15 protein-coding genes, 1 tRNA gene and 1 pseudogene are annotated in these 17,543 nt (G+C 39.1%); 3 read left to right on the top strand and 14 right to left on the bottom strand.

Annotated features, from left to right (window positions below):
* Positions 1–229: 229 nt before the first annotated feature.
* Positions 230–904 carry a hypothetical protein gene (locus G5A70_RS11815; protein ID WP_180211147.1) on the bottom strand — a complete coding sequence of 225 codons (675 nt, stop codon included), beginning with the start codon at positions 902–904 and terminating at the stop codon, positions 230–232.
* Positions 897–2,291 carry an AAA family ATPase gene (locus G5A70_RS11810; RefSeq protein WP_173749837.1) on the bottom strand — a complete coding sequence of 465 codons (1,395 nt, stop codon included), beginning with the start codon at positions 2,289–2,291 and terminating at the stop codon, positions 897–899. The genes G5A70_RS11815 and G5A70_RS11810 overlap by 8 nt, the downstream gene beginning before the upstream one ends.
* Before the next feature lie 333 nt (positions 2,292–2,624).
* On the opposite strand from G5A70_RS11810, the gene G5A70_RS11805 reads away from it, so the two are divergent.
* Both G5A70_RS11805 and G5A70_RS11800 read left to right on the top strand, forming a co-directional pair.
* Complete coding sequence (locus G5A70_RS11805; RefSeq protein WP_226853686.1) at positions 2,625–2,801, top strand: hypothetical protein; 177 nt, start codon at positions 2,625–2,627, stop codon at positions 2,799–2,801.
* Positions 2,802–2,955: 154 nt separating this feature from the next.
* Positions 2,956–3,328: pseudogene (locus tag G5A70_RS11800) on the top strand (hypothetical protein); the annotation flags it as partial.
* Between the two features lie 456 nt (positions 3,329–3,784).
* Here the strand turns inward: G5A70_RS11800 and G5A70_RS11795 are convergent.
* The 6 genes from G5A70_RS11795 to G5A70_RS11770 all read right to left on the bottom strand — a co-directional run bounded on the left by G5A70_RS11795 (position 3,785) and on the right by G5A70_RS11770 (position 8,496).
* A tRNA-Arg gene (locus G5A70_RS11795) sits at positions 3,785–3,856 on the bottom strand.
* A 174-nt stretch (positions 3,857–4,030) separates the two neighbouring features.
* Positions 4,031–4,918 (bottom strand): DUF3881 family protein, encoded by an 888-nt coding sequence (locus G5A70_RS11790; RefSeq protein WP_173749836.1) that lies wholly within the window; start codon positions 4,916–4,918, stop codon positions 4,031–4,033.
* A gap of 13 nt (positions 4,919–4,931) precedes the next feature.
* Positions 4,932–6,218 (bottom strand): serine--tRNA ligase, encoded by a 1,287-nt coding sequence (gene serS / locus G5A70_RS11785; protein ID WP_173749835.1) that lies wholly within the window; start codon positions 6,216–6,218, stop codon positions 4,932–4,934.
* A 25-nt stretch (positions 6,219–6,243) separates the two neighbouring features.
* The gene (locus G5A70_RS11780; RefSeq protein ID WP_173749834.1) at positions 6,244–6,768 is read right to left on the bottom strand and encodes a DUF4446 family protein; all 525 of its coding nucleotides are present in this window, start codon (positions 6,766–6,768) and stop codon (positions 6,244–6,246) included.
* A gap of 19 nt (positions 6,769–6,787) precedes the next feature.
* Positions 6,788–7,729 carry a ParB/RepB/Spo0J family partition protein gene (locus G5A70_RS11775; RefSeq protein ID WP_173749833.1) on the bottom strand — a complete coding sequence of 314 codons (942 nt, stop codon included), beginning with the start codon at positions 7,727–7,729 and terminating at the stop codon, positions 6,788–6,790.
* On the bottom strand, positions 7,726–8,496 hold the full coding sequence (locus tag G5A70_RS11770) for a ParA family protein (RefSeq protein WP_173749832.1): 771 nt from the start codon (positions 8,494–8,496) through the stop codon (positions 7,726–7,728). The genes G5A70_RS11775 and G5A70_RS11770 overlap by 4 nt, the downstream gene beginning before the upstream one ends.
* Before the next feature lie 267 nt (positions 8,497–8,763).
* On the opposite strand from G5A70_RS11770, the gene G5A70_RS11765 reads away from it, so the two are divergent.
* A complete protein-coding gene (locus G5A70_RS11765; RefSeq protein ID WP_173749831.1) occupies positions 8,764–9,717 on the top strand; it encodes an alpha/beta fold hydrolase in 954 nt (317 codons plus the stop codon).
* 93 nt (positions 9,718–9,810) lie between these two features.
* Here the strand turns inward: G5A70_RS11765 and G5A70_RS11760 are convergent, their stop codons facing one another.
* From G5A70_RS11760 to mnmG, 6 genes are all read right to left on the bottom strand, one after another.
* Complete coding sequence (locus G5A70_RS11760) at positions 9,811–11,316, bottom strand: DUF4340 domain-containing protein (RefSeq protein WP_173749830.1); 1,506 nt, start codon at positions 11,314–11,316, stop codon at positions 9,811–9,813.
* Between the two features lies 1 nt (position 11,317).
* Positions 11,318–12,790, bottom strand: coding sequence for a GldG family protein (locus tag G5A70_RS11755; protein WP_173749829.1), 1,473 nt, complete (start codon positions 12,788–12,790; stop codon positions 11,318–11,320).
* A gap of 34 nt (positions 12,791–12,824) precedes the next feature.
* A complete protein-coding gene (locus tag G5A70_RS11750) occupies positions 12,825–13,688 on the bottom strand; it encodes an ABC transporter permease (RefSeq protein WP_173749828.1) in 864 nt (287 codons plus the stop codon).
* Positions 13,689–13,691: 3 nt separating this feature from the next.
* Positions 13,692–14,726, bottom strand: coding sequence for an ABC transporter ATP-binding protein (locus tag G5A70_RS11745; RefSeq protein WP_173749827.1), 1,035 nt, complete (start codon positions 14,724–14,726; stop codon positions 13,692–13,694).
* A gap of 177 nt (positions 14,727–14,903) precedes the next feature.
* Entirely contained in the window at positions 14,904–15,626 is a 723-nt protein-coding gene (rsmG, locus tag G5A70_RS11740; protein WP_173749826.1) for a 16S rRNA (guanine(527)-N(7))-methyltransferase RsmG, read from the bottom strand.
* An 11-nt stretch (positions 15,627–15,637) separates the two neighbouring features.
* Positions 15,638–17,521 carry a tRNA uridine-5-carboxymethylaminomethyl(34) synthesis enzyme MnmG gene (gene mnmG, locus G5A70_RS11735; protein WP_173749825.1) on the bottom strand — a complete coding sequence of 628 codons (1,884 nt, stop codon included), beginning with the start codon at positions 17,519–17,521 and terminating at the stop codon, positions 15,638–15,640.
* Between the last annotated feature and the right edge of the window lie 22 nt (positions 17,522–17,543).

The raw sequence follows: 17,543 nt of genomic DNA, 5'->3' as shown, positions 1-17,543 counted from the left end.
ATAATGCAACTGAAAGACTATCCCCCACACTATCATTTGAAAAATGTATTGGATTATATGCCCATGGTTCAAGTCTAACTTACTTATCTTTTTTTCATATCATATAAATCATGCCAGCATTCTCCCTTCTAAATAGGAACACCGCAAATAATCTAGGTAGTATTACTTTCTTACGAGTTTTCTTGCGAGTTATCTCACAAAAAACTCGTAAGAAACTCGCAGCATTAGATCACTTAAAAATCAAATGCATATTCGTAAATCTTTCTAATGAATGTTTTTCCTTTTCAATAAATCGCCAGGTTTGTTTAAAAGTACCCGGAGCAATTAAATCTTCTTGAGAAATAAATGCAATAAAATCCTCTACCTTACCTTCAAACTTTTCTGCAAAATCATCCGCCATATCTGCCTTTTCATCATCTGTGAAATCTTTCAATTCATTGAAAAGAACATGCTCCAAATTACAAGAATTAAAATAGATTCTATAGCTGACACCATTGATTTTCCCGGAAGAATATAATTTTGATAATATTTCTGCTTTTTGAGTATGCTTCCGGATTAAATAATCCGGATATTTCGTTTCTATACGATCCAGATAATAGTGGACTCCCTCAACATCTTTTTCTACAATCGCATCATTGCAAAAAGCTCCATCCATATCAACAATGTGTATGATTTTTAAAAAGTCCTCTATCTTGTACCCGTATTTTTGTTTTACTGATTCAATTAAATTGTTAATCTTGGAAAGTATATTATCTGTTGATGTATAATCCTTTGTTGTGATATCTCCATGAACTACTACAAACTGAATCTCTTCACTCGAAAAATATTCTTTTAAGATGGATCCCAATGCAGCCTCGTCACTCGGTCCTTCTACAATGACTGCAATTACTTTTTTCTCATTCATCGCGGACACCCCGCCCTGCTTTTCTAAATGCTCTGGCAATTTTTAAACTATCAGTTTCTTCATAAATTTCTTCTGATTGACCACCTAATGTAATGCTTCTGATATACATATTGCGAAGATTGTTACTTTCTCTTACATTCTTCATATGAATATAGCGATTATTCGGATTCGTAGTGGAAAACATAATACTTTCCTTATCAATCATTTCAAGTGCACGTAGATTGTGTGATGTAAAAATCAGCTGTCCTTTTGCACTCTTTTTGAAAATGTCCAGCAGTTCTCCCAACATATATTCAAAAATTCCGGAATCAAGTTCGTCAATCACAAGACAGATTGAAGGATTTCCAAAAGCCTGTATGAGTGCATTCAGAATGGAAATGATTTTAATAATTCCCTCTGATTCCATTCTGATTGGAATCTCTTTCATGCCCTCTCGCTTTGACATTAATTCCAGCTTCCATCCTTCTTCACCATCATTCAACGATTGTTTCCCATAATTTTTAATCGTTACCTGCAGTCCTGGAATGATTGTGTATAACACAATATTAATCTGTTCAACAATTGTCTCTAACAGATTTTTTCTTTCCTCGTCCACTAAAATTGGTTCTGTCAAAGATACTGTAAAATCCCCTTTTGCTCCCATGTTATCATTTTCAATCCGAAATGCCATCGGCAAGACGAAATTAGCGGAAATCACTCCTGAATGCGTATTGCGAATCACAAATAAATCTTTCAAAGCAAATTCAAACAAAGAAGAAATAATAGCTGAAAATTGTTGAAATCCATTTTCATATTCTCTGCAGAATATTTCCCGACTGCTTTCACCAAAAATATAAGAGCAGTTACTTTTCTCTGCCATCTTACGCGCTACAATTAAATCTGTTTTTATTTCTTTATTTTCTTCCAGAACTTCATCTAGTCTTTTCTGTGGTTTAAAAATAACATTCGTTTGATCTCTTTGGTAATCCATAAATACAGTCTTATTTGTTCTGATTCCATTTTCATTCTTTGCAGCACTCAATGTTTCCCGACTGATAACGACCTCTTTTTCTTTTCTGCTAAGACTTAATCTGTATCCTATTTCAAACACGATACTATCCATAAAAATATTGAAATCTGCAAAAATTTCAGCAGTATCGGAATCCATGTCCATGTAATCTTCTAATGACTGATCAAGATCGGCTCCTATCATTACTTTTTGTAAAAAATACAATGCATCAACAACCGCTGTTTTTCCCGAACCATTTTGTCCGTAAATTCCCAGTATTTCTGCTTTATCCGCTGATAAAATTTTGTTTACAGTATTCGGCATATATATAGTGCCTTTTTTTACATTTTTAATACTTGTCAATTGTAATGATGACAAACGAACAATCAGTCTTCTCATCTTTATTCTTCTCCTTACAACCATCATTCCACACTATATGCTATGACTATAACGATACCACAAAGCATTGATTTCTTCAATATTTTTCTCTGTTTCCGTATTTTTTATGCGTTTCTTTAAATTCTATTCTTTCTATTTCTGAACAATCCGCAGATTATTTCATTGTCTGTATTTTGTTTTCGCCCTCTTTCTCCCCGCCTGGAATTATCTTATGCTTTATTTATACTTTATCCATTTATCATCCTTGCAAACGTTCTTTATACTGTCCTTGGAAGTAGTCTGGCTCCAAGAGACAGTACAGCATGGAAAAGGGAATATGACGGAAGGACTTCCGTGGAACGCTCCAACAAGCGTGAGAAAGAGGACTATAAATTAGAAGACGGCAGGCACCGCTCTACGAAGATGTGGTACTGCCGCCTCTACGGCATCATGATGCTCCAACATCTTGATGCCTGGGAAATGCCATCAGTCGAGGCATTTCAAAAATCATTATTAGGATTCGCCGCCTAATAATGATATCTTAAACGACACCATAAAATTTTTCAAGGCATAGTTCCCACTATGTCCAATATTTATGTCCATTTTTCTCAAATTTCTTTTCCTGTACGATATTTAGTTGTCAATTTCCAGTTAGAATCTCATTCATTGAGATTCCGAGAAGTTATTGAAGCGTGAAGGAAGCAAATCCCATTTGCGCTGTGGCCTTCCGACCATAAAATTCGTATGCCCCAAAATGAAATGGAAATGGGACAGCGCCACAAAGAAATCGAAACGCATATGCCACTGTGATCATCCATGTACCACTTCTTCCTGTGGAAGAATGATTTACATTTATCCGGAACAGAATCTTCGTGCCTATCCTGGTACAGTCCGCGGTACAGATAAATGGGATTCCACCTATAAAGTCAGAGTAAATGTTGAGAAATCGATTAACCATTTCAAAAACAGTTTTTGTGTTGCCGGGCGTAAAACGCAGAATGAGAAAACGCTTCATGCCGACCTGCTTCTCGCCGGAATTACCCAGCTCATTACTGTAATGGTCGCTGACAAACTGTACAAGCATCAATATATCCGCAGCTTAAGGCCTTTGATTGCGTAAATACCTGCGATTCATACTCATTTATCAGCAGATAGCCCTATCTGTTTTGTTTTCATGTCCTGAAATTCTGTTTTTTACATACACCTCCTGAAAGACAGGCTATGCCAGATTTTTGCCTTATTGGAATCAAGATTACGTACTCGTTTCGCAACTACCTATCTATCACCTTCATGACAATATCATGCTGCAAATTTTTCAATAACTCAATGAATGCAATATTCGGAATAGTTGGGCGTCTGTTCTTTAAATTATTTTATTACTTTACAGCGCATGAACATTTGCATCCGGATTATCACTTCCATAGACCAAAAGCCCTCTTCTATAATTTCCAGAAACAAAAAAGTGGAGATGAATAAGCATTCATTGCTATCCATTCCACTTTAGTATATCAAAACGTTCCCTGCGAGAATCGAACTCACAACTAGTGCTTAGGAGGCACTTGTTATATCCATTTAACTAAGAGAACATAGTATTGATTTCTGTCTTCCTTTACTAATCTATGATACTATACTTTCCCTCCTTTTTCAAGGAATTTTTTCTACTGTTTTACATATCCTTCTGCGTGCTGCTGTGCTCCCGTTTTTTATTCCATAGCAAAAAGGAAGCACAGCACTTCACCTGTCTGCACTCCCTTTCTCTCCTACATCATATCAAATTCCACATATCCCTGCAGCCACACAATGCCCTTGAATCGTCTTCCCACTTCAGGAATCCCCATCAAATCATTTTCATTGATGCAGATATCCAGTTCCACATCATTGCAGGCAATCCGCAGTTCCCAAACGGTTTCTTCTGTCCTTTGATTACGCATTTTGGAACATTCCAGGATTTCCCCCATAACACTGTACAAATCACATTCCATTCCATAGGGCATAAAATATGTATCTACAATGCTGTAAATGTCCTCATTTTCGATTCTTCCGGAAATCATGGCATAAGTATCCATATCTTCTATTGTAAGACTTTCCATGGCCTCCTCGTCTCCGTTTTTGGCCGCTGCAATAAGGCGTCCCCGGTTGGCTGCATCTATCCGGCTCTGAGATTCCTGTCCCTCCTGTTTCCACACCGGAAGCAGAATGGTTCCCTTCTTCGCCAGACCGGACAGCGTCACGTTGTACATCCCCCCGGAAGCAAAATTTCCTCTTCCCCGCTGGGTCAGATACTCTCCTGCATTTTGCAGATAGAAGATAATGGTAACACCTATCCGCATATCATCACATGCGCCGGCAAAGGATTCTTTCCCTGCATGCTTTTCAATGCTCACCTGCTCACGCAGGGTAATGCCTGTGCCTCGAAAATACGGAAAATAATATTCCATTTGGAATTCATTATTTTCATCGTATTCCCCACACACTGTAATCCCAAAATCACAGCCGAACATTTTGGACAATTCTGCAAACAAATGATGTTTTCCATCCTCAACGACAATTTTCTCGTCATAAGTATGAATGACTTCTTTCAGAATCTGGTCCAGCTTTTTCTTATCCGTAATATCAGAAAAACCAATTGCTTTTAAATAACTGTGCAATCTGCACCTCCATCTATTTGTTTGGTGTAATGACTTCTTTACCGCCCATATATGGTCTCAATGCTTCCGGAATTCTCACAGAGCCATCTGCCTGCAGGTTATTTTCCAGGAAAGCGATTAACATTCTCGGTGGCGCAACTACTGTATTATTCAGTGTATGTGCCAGGTATTTCTCACCTTTGCCATTGACACGGATTTTCAGTCTTCTGGCCTGAGCATCTCCCAGATTCGAGCAGCTTCCCACCTCAAAATATTTTTTCTGTCTTGGAGACCATGCCTCTACGTCTACAGATTTCACTTTCAGATCAGCCAAATCTCCAGAACAACATTCCAGAGTTCTTACCGGAACATCTAAAGAACGGAATAAATCCACGGTATTCTGCCATAATTTATCAAACCACATTGGGCTTTCTTCCGGTTTACATACTACTATCATTTCCTGTTTCTCAAACTGGTGGATTCTGTACACACCTCTCTCTTCCAGGCCATGTGCGCCTTTTTCCTTACGGAAACATGGAGAATAGCTGGTCAGAGTTTTCGGAAGCTCCTCTTCCTGAATAATGGTATCAATAAATTTACCAATCATAGAATGTTCACTGGTTCCAATAAGATACAGATCTTCCCCTTCAATTTTATACATCATGGCGTCCATTTCTGCAAAACTCATAACGCCTGTAACCACATCACTGCGAATCATGTACGGAGGAATACAGTAAGTAAATCCACGGTCAATCATAAAGTCTCTCGCATAGGAAATCACTGCGGAATGAAGTCTCGCAATGTCTCCCATCAGATAATAGAAGCCATTTCCCGCTACTTTTCTTGCGCTGTCCAGGTCGATGCCGTTAAAACTTTCCATAATATCTGCATGATACGGAATTTCGTAATCCGGCACAACCGGCTCGCCATATTTCTGCACCTCCACATTTTCACTGTCGTCTTTTCCGATTGGTACAGACGGATCAATGATATTTGGAATTGTCATCATAATCGTTTTGATTTTTTCTTCTACTTCTTTTTCTTCTGCTGACAGTTTTTCTACGGTTTCTGCATTAGCAGTTACCTGTTTCTTAGCCTCTTCTGCCTCTTCTCTCTTGCCTTCCTTCATCAGACCGCCAATCATTTTGGAAATCTTGTTTCTCTCTGCTCTTAATGCCTCTACTTCCTGTTTAATCTCTCGATTTCTCTTATCCAGTTCCATAACTTCATCTACTAATGGAAGTTTGCTGTCCTGGAATTTATTTCTGATGTTTTGTTTTACCACTTCTGGATTTTCTCTCAAAAATCTAATATCTAACATTTTTAATCTCCTTTTCAGTTTTCACTTATATATCGAACTCATTTTCTTCGATACCAAAGTTTACAGCTTTCTTTAACGCCTGAATTTCCTCATCACTGAGTGCTACATAAGATTCCCCGTTTACAATTTCTTTAATATAGAGGAAACAATTTTCCCGGCTGTGAATGGCATTCAATAAAAATCCGGTATTATTGTTATCCAACATAGCCAATACAAAGCTCAGCTTCCCGCCCATATCTTCAAATGCATCGTATTTTACAATTCCATACTTGTCCAGAATCATATTCTGCATTTTTTCCAGCTTTGCAATATTTTCTGCATTTATCTCTGAATTCACTGTGAGTTTTTCAATTAATTCAAATTTTCTCTTAAACAATTTTTCCAGAGACTGTGCATCTTTACCTTTCATAAAGATAGCGTATTTTCTGCTCAGTCTGTTAAGCCCTAATGATAAATTAAACACGCATACTAATAGTATAACCACAACTATTAAAAGCATAAGTAACAAAATACCGGAGTAGGACTGAAGACTGCTTACGAATTTCTCCATATGTATTTTACCGCTCCTTTTACTTTACAGTTTCCAAAAGTTCTACTATTCGTTCCAATTCTTCCTGTGAATAATATTCGATTTCTATTTTTCCTTTGTCGCGATTTTTTCTGCGAATGGCTACCTTTGAACCTATAATCCCTTTAATTTTTTCTTCCAGTTGTTCGTAAACCAAATCTTCTGCAAAATTTTTCTCTTTTTCCGGCTTTGGCTCTGCCGGATTCAACAAAAGCTTTACCAGTTTTTCCGTTTCTCTTACGTTCAACTTTTCATCAAAGACCTTTACAGCCGCTGCATGCTGTTCATCCTTATTTTCTATGGCAAGCAACGCTCTGGCATGTCCTGTGGTCAGCATTTCGTCCACCAGCATTTGCTGTACTCTCTCATCCAGCTTCAAAAGACGCATGGAATTGGTGACTGCAGTTCTGCTTTTGGACACCCGTTCTGCAATTACATCCTGTTTCAGATGAAACTCCTCCATAAGTCTCTTATAGGCAGCCGCTTCTTCAATCGGATTCAGATTTTCCCTTTGAATATTTTCAATCAATGAAATTTCCACAGTTTCCTGCTCTGAAAAATCCTTGACAATCACCGGAACCTCTTTGAGTCCTGCCAGTTTGGAGGCTCTCCACCTTCTCTCTCCTGCAATAATCTCATAATAATCGCCTTTTTTTTGAACCAAAAGAGGCTGCAGCACACCGAACTGTTTAATGGATTCTGATAATTCTAAAAGTGCGTCTTCGTCGAACTGTTTTCGCGGCTGGCTTCGATTGGGCTCTATCTGTGTCATTTTAACAATCAGCACAGAACCTTCCTCTTTCACTTTCTCTTCTGTGTCTTTTTTAGTCACCTTAGTTGTCCGGACAGCCGCTTTCTTTGTCACTGCCGTCTTGGGCTTAACTGCTGTCTCGCTAATCATAGCGTCAAGCCCTCTTCCTAATCCTCCTTTTCTCACAGTCATTCTTCTTCCTCCCTATTTAAGACCTCTTCAGCCAGAAGCCGGTAACTCTCTGCACCTACAGATTTCGTATCATAGAGGTTAATCGGCATTCCATAACTGGGTGCCTCGGCCAGACGGACATTTCTCGGAATAATGGTTTTGTAAATGGATTGATTTAAGTTGTTCTTTACATTTTCTACAACTTGAAGAGATAAATTTGTTCTTGCATCATACATGGTAAATACAACGCCTTCAATAATCAATTCTGAATTTAGCCTTTCCTGAACCAGTTCAATCGTATGAATCAACTGTGTCAAACCTTCCAAAGCATAGTATTCACACTGGATAGGAACCAGCACTGAATCTGCCGTGGTCATAGCATTGATAGTTAAAATGTTTAACGATGGGGGACAATCCATAATAACAAAATCATACTTATCCTTAATAGTATCAATCTGATTTTTCAGCAGGTATTCTCTGCCTTCCACTCCCACCAGTTCAATTTCTGCGCCGGCAAGATTAACGTTTGAGGGAATTAGTGATAGATTTTCGTACACGTTTTCAACAATACAGTCTTTTAATTCGCACTCTCCTACCAATAACTCATAAAGTGTTGCTTCTGCATTATCCTTATCAACACCTACACCGCTTGTTGTATTCCCCTGTGGGTCAATATCAATAAGCAGCACCTTTTGATTTAATTCTGCAAGACATGCAGAAAGATTGATGGCTGTAGTTGATTTTCCTACGCCACCTTTTTGATTTGCGATTGCAATAATTCTTCCCACTTAAATTTCCCCTTATTATGATGAGTATCTTTATGTGTAATATTTCAAAACTTATTATAGCACCTTTCCCATTTGATTGCCATACCAATGTTTCACGTGAAACATTAATTTTATGTATTTTTTAAATACACTTCTTAAAAATATATTTTTTAAATGTTTCACGTGAAACATTTTGTGTGATATTTTGTATTCTCTCACTTTTTCTTGTATAATCGAGCCAAATGCTTTATAATATTCATATAAATTCATCAGGAGGTGCACTGTTTCATGAAAGAAAATAAGCATAAACTATTAACTATAAGTATACTTTTTACCTTGGCGACCGGCATTATTTATGTTATCAATCGTGTCATCTTTGCTACCGCTGTCTTAAAAAATTTACTGAAATCTTCTGCCAAGAATTTTTATAATTGGCGATTTGGTAATATTTATTATCAAAAAAAAGGACAGGGTTCTCCGCTTTTGTTAATTCATGACTTAACTGTTTACAGTTCTGCCTATGAATGGAGCCAGGTGATTGATGAATTGTCAAAAGAGCACACTGTCTATGCTTTAGACTTACTGGGCTGCGGACGTTCAGAAAAACCCAAAATCACTTATACCAATTATTTATATGTACAATTGATTTGTGACTTCATTAAGAATGTAATTCATGAAAAAACAGACATTGCCGTTTGCGGATATTCCAGTTCCTTTGCATTGCTGGCCTGCCACAGCGAATCAGACTTGTTTGGTAAATTGATTTTGATTAATCCACCTTCTTTAGCAAGTTTAAATAAAGCGCCTGGTAAACGAAGTAAATTGTATAAATTCTTATTGGAAATTCCTGTATTCAGCACCCTGATATATAATATGAAAACCAGCCAGAGCAACGTGCAATTACTTTTTACAGAAAAATACTTATACAATCCTTTCCATACTACACCGGAACTGATTGACACTTACTATGAAACCGCACATAAGGATTTAGGAAGTGCTAAATATCTTCTTTCCAGTCTCTGTGGTTTGTATACCAACAATAGCATTATTCATGCACTGAAATGTATTAACCAGAGTATTGTAATTCTTACCGGAGAAACCGAACCAGAAGGTGAAGAAATTGCCTCCGATTATATAGAATTAAACCCGGCAATCGAAACATGCAAAATGAAACGCGCAAAACACCTTCCACATTTGGAAACTCCACAGGAGTTTACAGAAACCTTGAAAATTTATTTGTAACTTAGTTCTTTTCTATATAAGAGCAGCCCCAAATGTTTCACGTGAAACATTTGGGGCTGCTTTTTCAAGTCTTACACTCTTTAAAGTATTTCTTTATTTTGTTTCTCCACTTTCCCAGTTTTTTATCATAGAATCAAAGGCATCCAACATTTCTTTTACCTTCATTTTATTTACCATCATTTCATTGCCTTTTGAATCTTTGACTAAATAGAAGTTGGCATCATATGCATAATACTCTACTGTATTGTTGATACCTCCCTCTTTTTCAAATGTGATGGTAATATCTGGTGTCCCTTCTGCCTGAATGCCCTGATTTTGTTCCTGCCATTCCATAGAGGTCACTGTACTAAAGAATGTAGAAAATGCTGTCTTATCAATTTCTTTATCATTGACGTAATACTTTGTTTCTGTTTCTGTACTGTCATCACTACTGTCTTTATCATCCGAATCTTTTTCCACTTCAATTTCTTTCTTGACAGCAGTATAAGTCTGTCCGTTTCTTACAAATGTTACTTTGTCCAAATCAGCAAAAGAATAATCTGCTACCAGGCTGCTTACCAAGTCTTCTGGATTTATATTGAGCATGCTCTCTACCTTATCAGCAGAAAGTGTGTATATATATTTGCTGTCCTGCATTTTTGCATAATAATTACCTTCTGTATCCTGCTTACCAATTAAGAACACAGCCTGCTTATTTACAGTAACCTGTTCTGTTTCATCTGAAGAAGAATCCGAACTGCTCTTGCTTTCATCATCAGTATCTTCATCAGAGCTTTCTTTTGTTTCGGTCACCTGATAATTCACAGTAATGGTAGTCGGATTATCCAGTCCATATTCTGAAAGATTATCTGTACGGTAAGTAACAAAATCATTCCATGAAACACCGGAATAATTATTCATATATTCTCCCACTTTTGAACTATCTACGGCCGTAGTATTTCCATCACGGTCTTTATAAGTCCAACCCGTTTCTGATGCATCATTGGTTTCCAACGTCTGCACCGTTCCATTACTGTTAATTTCCACATTTTTGATTGTAGAAGCCGTAATAGACGGAATCTCTTCTTTATCTGCTAAATCTGTGATTTTAAACTGAAGACCGGATTTTACTGAAGAATCCACCAAATAAATGGTATCACTTCCACTTTTACTCATATAGCAGCCGGACACAGAATCGTTGACATCACCGAACTTCAGTTCTGTTTCTTTTCCATCTTTATCGGTCACAACCACCTGCACTTCCGGGTTTTGCAGTCCATAATCTGCCAAATTATCCGTTTTTTCCAGTTCTCTTGTGGAAGAAATGGAGGTAATGCTAGACACAATATTTAAAAACTGTGATTCACTTAATGGAAAATTTTCATCATCCGCATATTTCCAGGTATCGTCCTCATGAGTAAACGTATATGTGTTTTCTCCTGACTGTATTTTCAATTTGGTAATATCTGCTGCATCTTCCTCGAATGCTGTTTCTTTGCTTTCTTCTGTGTCTGTGGACTGGTCTTCATCCGGTATGGCCACACGCATTACTGCATATACGCCTACAAGAACAACCAGAACAACAATTGCTGCCAGAAGTCCTTTTTTCTTTTTTTTCATATTACTGTTTTCTCCTCTTCATCCAGATACCAAATCCAATTAACAGGGTACATACCGGAAGCACACCGGTTACAAAAATGCTCCAGAAGTTAATATCTGCTGTAGGCACAGTCAGTGTCGTCGTGTCATAAGATTTACTTGGAATCGAAATCTGATTGCTGTCATCTGTGCTGCACATCCATGCCAGAGAAGCAGACAGCAGTTCATAGTTTGTTCCTGAAACCATTGAATTTATACTGTCATTGAAAATGGAAGCGGAAGCAAAATAAGCAATCTGCGTTTCCTTATCGTCTCCTACTTTTTCGGTAATAGACACAGCCAGATCAAATGGACCATCAATATCTCCGTCTTCTTTTTCCATAGTATCCATATCTTTCAGATTTGTCTTGGAATAAGCACTGTCGGAAGTTGTCAGTATGCTGCTGATATTCAGGGTATCTCTTATATTATCGGCCTTTTTAATCCCCTGCGCCAGAGGTACCAGCACGTATCTGCTCTGTGAGGAAAGTTCAGAATTAATCTCACCGCTTTCGATATTTGGCAGCAAATAATATGGATTTTGGGAAACGTAATTATCCGTATTTCCTTCTAAAACAATGCCATCTACAGGCTGAACACCGTAATTTTCCAATACGGATTCAAAATTCGGCATATCTTCATCCGTATAGTTAGAAACAATCAATGCTTTCCCGCCATTTTCCAAATAAGAAATAATCTTATCTGCCTCTTCTTTCGTCAAATCTGTTGCCGGAGCAAAGATAAACAGACACTCTGCGTCATCCGGGACAGCTTCTTCTGAAAGCAGATTTAAAGACTTAATTTCAATATTTGCCTTCTCTATGGTTTCTTTCATAGTTTCACTCATAGAGGATTCATCATGGCCTTCCAAATTGTATAAAACCGGCATATTATCGGATACTACATAGTTAATGGCACTTGTAAGCTGGCCCTCTCCATCAAATCCCGTAACTTCCTGTGAATAGGTCTGATAATTGATAGATGTCTCATACATAGAACTGTAATCTACAACCTTACTCTTATCTCCGCATACTACAATAATACTGTTATTACTGATATTGTCAGAAGTATACTGAGAAGCAAATTTAGGAGATACAGCCGGGTCTTTTTGCTCTACTGTAATGTGCTTGCTGCCTTCCTCATATTTTTCCAACAGATTTTTTATATCACTGCTTTCTGTGCCGTCCTGGGCAATGTAATACAAAGTTACATCCTTTTTCAGGTTCTTTAAAATCTTTTCCGTCTGTTCGCCTATGGTATATAACTTCTGGCTGCTCAAATCAATTTCTCTGTATTTGGAGGGAATTTCCTGCACAACCAGATTCAAAACCACAACAATGGCAATTACCACGGCTGTTACCGCCATACTATAGGTTCCATGCTTCAAAAGCTTCTTATTTCGCTTTCTCTGTTCCCTGTAGCTGCTTATCATTTCTTTCAAATTTATTTTCTTCATATCTGCATTTCCTTTCCTCTAAAATAAGTTTACCTTAGCTCCAACGCCGTTTTTGTATACACTGAATGGTCAGAAATACAAAAATGCAGATAACGGAAAACATATAAAGAATACCTGTCATATCCAAAATACCGCCTACAAAATTATCAAACTGATTGGATATCGCTAGAAGTCCCAGCACTTTCTGAATCAGTCCTGAATAAACCGTTGGTTTTATAATATAAACCACCAGGGTGACTACCGCCAAAACCCCACTGACCCCTGCAGAAAGGACGACACTCTTTGTCATCTGGTAAATAATCACACCCAGAATAATCACTAACACCAGAAAGGCCATCATAGAAGTTATGGCCGTATCAGAAAAGAAACTGGTAATGCCATCCATCATAAAACTGCAAAACAAAACGCCAAAAGTAAGAACTGCAGCAATCACCTGGCTTTCTGTCACAGAAGACAGAAACATTCCTACGGCAATCTGTGCACATCCCAGAAAGAAAAATCCCAAAAGCGCTGTATAAGCCATTGCATAGGACACCGTACCGTATCTTCCCATAATCAAAGGATAAAAACCTGCTATCACTACCGGAATCAAATACATGGTAACCATGCTGAGATACTTGCCTAAAACTACTTTCCAAACTGATACCGGAGCTGTCAGAAGAAGCTGGTCAGTCTTATTTTTTTTCTCTTCAGCCAGTATTTTCATTGTCAAAATCGGTGTAATAATCAAAAAGATAAAGGTTACAGAATTCAGTGTAGCGCCAAAATCCGGACTTGCATACTGCAGATTATAGGCAGTAAAGTAAATGCCCAGTATTAACAAAATAAACGCCACAAACACATATCCAATCATGGAGGTAAGATACCCTCTCAATTCTTTTTTATAAACTGCCAGCATATACTATTTCTCCTCCTCTTTTCCGCTCTCAGCATCGCTATCTTCTGCCAGATTTTCCGAAGTATCCGCTTCAAACATCTCATCCACTTCCGAACTGATGCTTCTTCCATCATCTGTCAGTTTTAAGAATACTTCTTCCAGACTCATATTACTGGACTGCATTTTCAGAATTGGACATTTCACTTCCGCCAGGGCAAAGAATATATTCTCTCTCATATCCTGATTTCCGGCAATCTTCACTGTAAAGTCACATGCGTCTTTTATCATGGACTGGTGGTAGACAAGCTCTTCAATATTTTCTACCATATCAAGAGCCTTTCGGATGACCTCTTCTTTTCCCTTCACCGTAAGCTCCAGAGAATTTGCCCCTGCCATAACCTTGCTCAAATTTTCAGGTGTGTCACTGGCCACCAGTTTTCCCTTGTCTATAATGAGCACATGATCACATACTGCGCTGACCTCAGAAAGAATATGAGAACTCAAAATAACGGTATGCTTATTTCCCAGACTCTTAATCAAATCCCTGATTTCAATAATCTGTTTCGGGTCCAGACCTACGGTAGGTTCATCTAAAATAATAATTTCCGGATAACCCAGAAGAGCCTGCGCCAGTCCCACTCTCTGCCTGTATCCTTTGGAAAGATTTTTAATCAGTCTGTCCTTTACACTTTGCAGTTTTGTAGTTGACATAACTTCATTGATATTTCCGCTTCTCTTCTCCTTTGGTATTGATTTCAGTTCAGCTACAAATTTCAAGTATTCGCTGACTGTCATATCCACATAAAGCGGTGGAATTTCCGGCAAATATCCGATTTTTTTCTTTGCCTCTTCCGGTTCTTCCAATATATTGTGTCCGTCAATGAGAATCTCTCCTTCTGTAGACGCAATATATCCGGTAATCATATTCATGGTTGTGGACTTTCCCGCACCATTAGGACCGAGAAAACCGTAAATTTTCCCTTTCTCTATGGTAAAATTCAAATGATTTACCGCCATATGACTGCCGTATTTTTTGACTAGATTTCTTACCTCAATCAAAACTGTCCCTCCTTTGATTTATGTACAAGCGCAATAAAGCTACTTTGACTTTTTTATTCTATGGGGAATTTGTGATAAAAATTAGACGAGAATGTGTTTTTTCTGTGAAATCAGAAATGATTTTTCGTATAAAAGTGAGCATGCTTAACCGTAAAAATCGAGCATGCTCACTTTTTGTCATAAGATAGGTTCTTTTGTAGGTGTTCCTGCTTTTCTCGGATATTTTTTCGGGGTATTCTTCACCTTTTTAATAACAATCAAATCTCTTTCCATATCGGTCCGGCAAAGCTGAAAGGTCACTTCCTTTTCCAGTTTTCCGCCCAGTACGGATATGGCTTTTTTGGCCTCTGTAAGCTCTTCTGACGCCTTTTCTGCTTTGTAGGATACAAATACTCCTCCTACCTTCACATAAGGCATACAATACTCGCATAAGGACGCCAGACGGGATACGGCTCTGGACACGCTCAAATCATATTGTTCTCTGTGTTCTGCCCTGCGTGCTCCGTCCTCTGCTCTCCCGTGAACGGTTTCGATTTCTTCAAGTCCCAGCCGGCTGATAACTTCATTTAAGAAATTCAGGCGTTTATTCAAGGAATCCAGCAGCGTCACCTTTAAATGCGGAAATGCAATTTTCAGAGGGATTCCAGGAAATCCGGCTCCTGTCCCCACATCAATGCAGGTGTGAATTTTCTCCATATCCAGTCCCTTTGCAATGGACAGACTATCCGCAAAATGCTTTACCAAAACCTCCTCAAACTCCGTAATTCCCGTGAGATTCATTACTTTATTCCACTCTGTCAGAAGCTCGTAATACTGTATAAACTGCTGTTCCTGCTCACTTGTCAGGCTAATTTTGTATTCTTCACATGCCTGTTTCAGAAGGGTTAAATCATAATTCATGATAGGTCTCCTTATCTGTTTCGTCTGTAAGTTTCCATATAAACCAGCAGCACGGAAATATCTGCCGGAGACACTCCTGCAATACGGGAAGCCTGTCCCACGGAAACCGGACGGTATTCTTTTAATTTCTGTTTGGCCTCAATACGCAGGCCACTGATAGCATCATAATCCATATCTTCCGGAAGTTTCTTTGTTTCCAGCTTCTTAAATCCCTCTACCTGCTTTAACTGCCGCTTAATATAGCCGTCATACTTAATGTTGATGTTGACCTGTTCTCTTACATCATCCGGCAATTCCGGTCTTTTTTTATCAAATGGCGCCACAATGTCATAAGTCAATTCCGGTCTTCGGATTAAATCTGCCAGGGAAATTCCGTTTTTCAGCGGTGTGCTTCCGTATTTTTCCAAAAGCTCCTGCACCTCTTTTACTGCTCCTACATGCACATGTTCCATGCGCTCTGCTTCTTCTGCAATTTTTTCTTTCTTCCACTGAATATAATCATACTGTTCCTGACTGACCAGTCCCACCTGATATCCCTTTTCCCGCAGACGCAAATCCGCATTGTCCTGACGCAGCAGCAGGCGGTACTCAGCCCGGCTGGTCATCATACGGTAAGGTTCATGGTTTTCCTTTGTCACTAAATCATCAATGAGCACACCAATATAAGACTCGGAACGATCCAGTATCATCTGCTCTTTTCCCAATACCTCCATAGCCGCGTTTATACCGGCTACAAGACCCTGAGCCGCTGCTTCTTCATATCCGGAACTTCCGTTAAACTGACCGCCGGAAAACAGGCCCTTGATGTTCTTAAATTCCAGTGTGGGATACAGCTGTCTGGCATTGATGCAGTCATACTCTATAGCATAGGCATTCCGCACGATTTTCGCATGCTCAAGCCCCGGCACGGAATGATACATCTCATACTGTACATCTTCCGGCAAAGAACTGGACATACCTCCTACATACATTTCATTGGTGTAACGTCCCTCCGGCTCAATAAACACCTGATGACGGTTTTTATCCGCGAATTTTACAACCTTATCCTCAATAGACGGGCAGTATCTGGGACCGGTACCCTCTATCATACCTGAATACAAAGGGGAACGGTCCAGATTTTTCCGGATAATTTCGTGGGTTTTTTCATTGGTATAGGTCAGCCAGCAGGATTCCTGCTCAATCTGTACGTCTTCCGGGTTGGTTGAAAAAGAAAACGGAACTACTTTCTCATCTCCAAACTGCTCTTCCATTTTGGAAAAATCCACACTTCTTCTGTCAATTCGAGCCGGTGTTCCTGTCTTGAAACGGAACATTTCCACACCCAGTTTTTTCAGGGAATCTGTGAGATAATTGGCCGCCTGCAATCCGTTTGGCCCTGTATAATTACTCACATCACCGTAAATACATCTGGCCTTTAAATAGGTTCCTGTACAGAGCACCACAGCCTTTGTATGATACCGGGCGCCGGAATAGGTCTTCACTCCCTGTACTTTGCCATCCTGTGCCAAAATCTCCGTTACCTCTGCCTGACGAATGGTGAGATGTTCTGTGTTTTCCAAAGTTTTCCGCATTTCTCTGGTGTATTCCTGCTTGTCCGCCTGAGCCCGAAGAGAATGTACCGCAGGCCCTTTGGACACATTCAGCATCTTGGACTGAATAAATGTTTTGTCAATATTCCTGCCCATCTCTCCTCCCAGCGCGTCAATTTCCCGCACCAGATGTCCCTTGGATGTTCCTCCGATATTGGGGTTACAGGGCATCAGCGCAATGCTTTCCACACTGACCGTAAACATAATCGTCTCCAGTCCCAGCCTTGCACAGGCCAGAGCCGCCTCACAGCCGGCATGTCCGGCCCCTACAATGGCAACGTCATAATTTTCTTCTAATACACTCATTCCTGTCCCTATCCTTTCTATA

The sequence above is a fragment of the Blautia hansenii genome (genome assembly GCF_013304445.1).
Lineage (GTDB): Bacteria > Bacillota > Clostridia > Lachnospirales > Lachnospiraceae > Blautia.
This window is presented reverse-complemented; position numbering and strand designations above follow the sequence as displayed.

Bases quoted from the DNA above. Each gene is read 5' to 3' on its own strand.
- G5A70_RS11810 (WP_173749837.1), bottom strand. From the start codon at position 2,291: ATGAGAAGACTGATTGTTCGTTTGTCATCATTACAATTGACAAGTATT.
- rsmG (WP_173749826.1), bottom strand. From the start codon at position 15,626: ATGAATTATGATTTAACCCTTCTGAAACAGGCATGTGAAGAATACAAA.
- G5A70_RS11755 (WP_173749829.1), bottom strand. From the start codon at position 12,790: ATGAAGAAAATAAATTTGAAAGAAATGATAAGCAGCTACAGGGAACAG.
- G5A70_RS11775 (WP_173749833.1), bottom strand. From the start codon at position 7,729: ATGACTGTGAGAAAAGGAGGATTAGGAAGAGGGCTTGACGCTATGATT.
- serS (WP_173749835.1), bottom strand. From the start codon at position 6,218: ATGTTAGATATTAGATTTTTGAGAGAAAATCCAGAAGTGGTAAAACAA.
- mnmG (WP_173749825.1), bottom strand. From the start codon at position 17,521: ATGAGTGTATTAGAAGAAAATTATGACGTTGCCATTGTAGGGGCCGGA.
- G5A70_RS11780 (WP_173749834.1), bottom strand. From the start codon at position 6,768: ATGGAGAAATTCGTAAGCAGTCTTCAGTCCTACTCCGGTATTTTGTTA.
- G5A70_RS11815 (WP_180211147.1), bottom strand. From the start codon at position 904: ATGAATGAGAAAAAAGTAATTGCAGTCATTGTAGAAGGACCGAGTGAC.
- G5A70_RS11750 (WP_173749828.1), bottom strand. From the start codon at position 13,688: ATGCTGGCAGTTTATAAAAAAGAATTGAGAGGGTATCTTACCTCCATG.
- G5A70_RS11765 (WP_173749831.1), top strand. From the start codon at position 8,764: ATGAAAGAAAATAAGCATAAACTATTAACTATAAGTATACTTTTTACC.
- G5A70_RS11760 (WP_173749830.1), bottom strand. From the start codon at position 11,316: ATGAAAAAAAAGAAAAAAGGACTTCTGGCAGCAATTGTTGTTCTGGTT.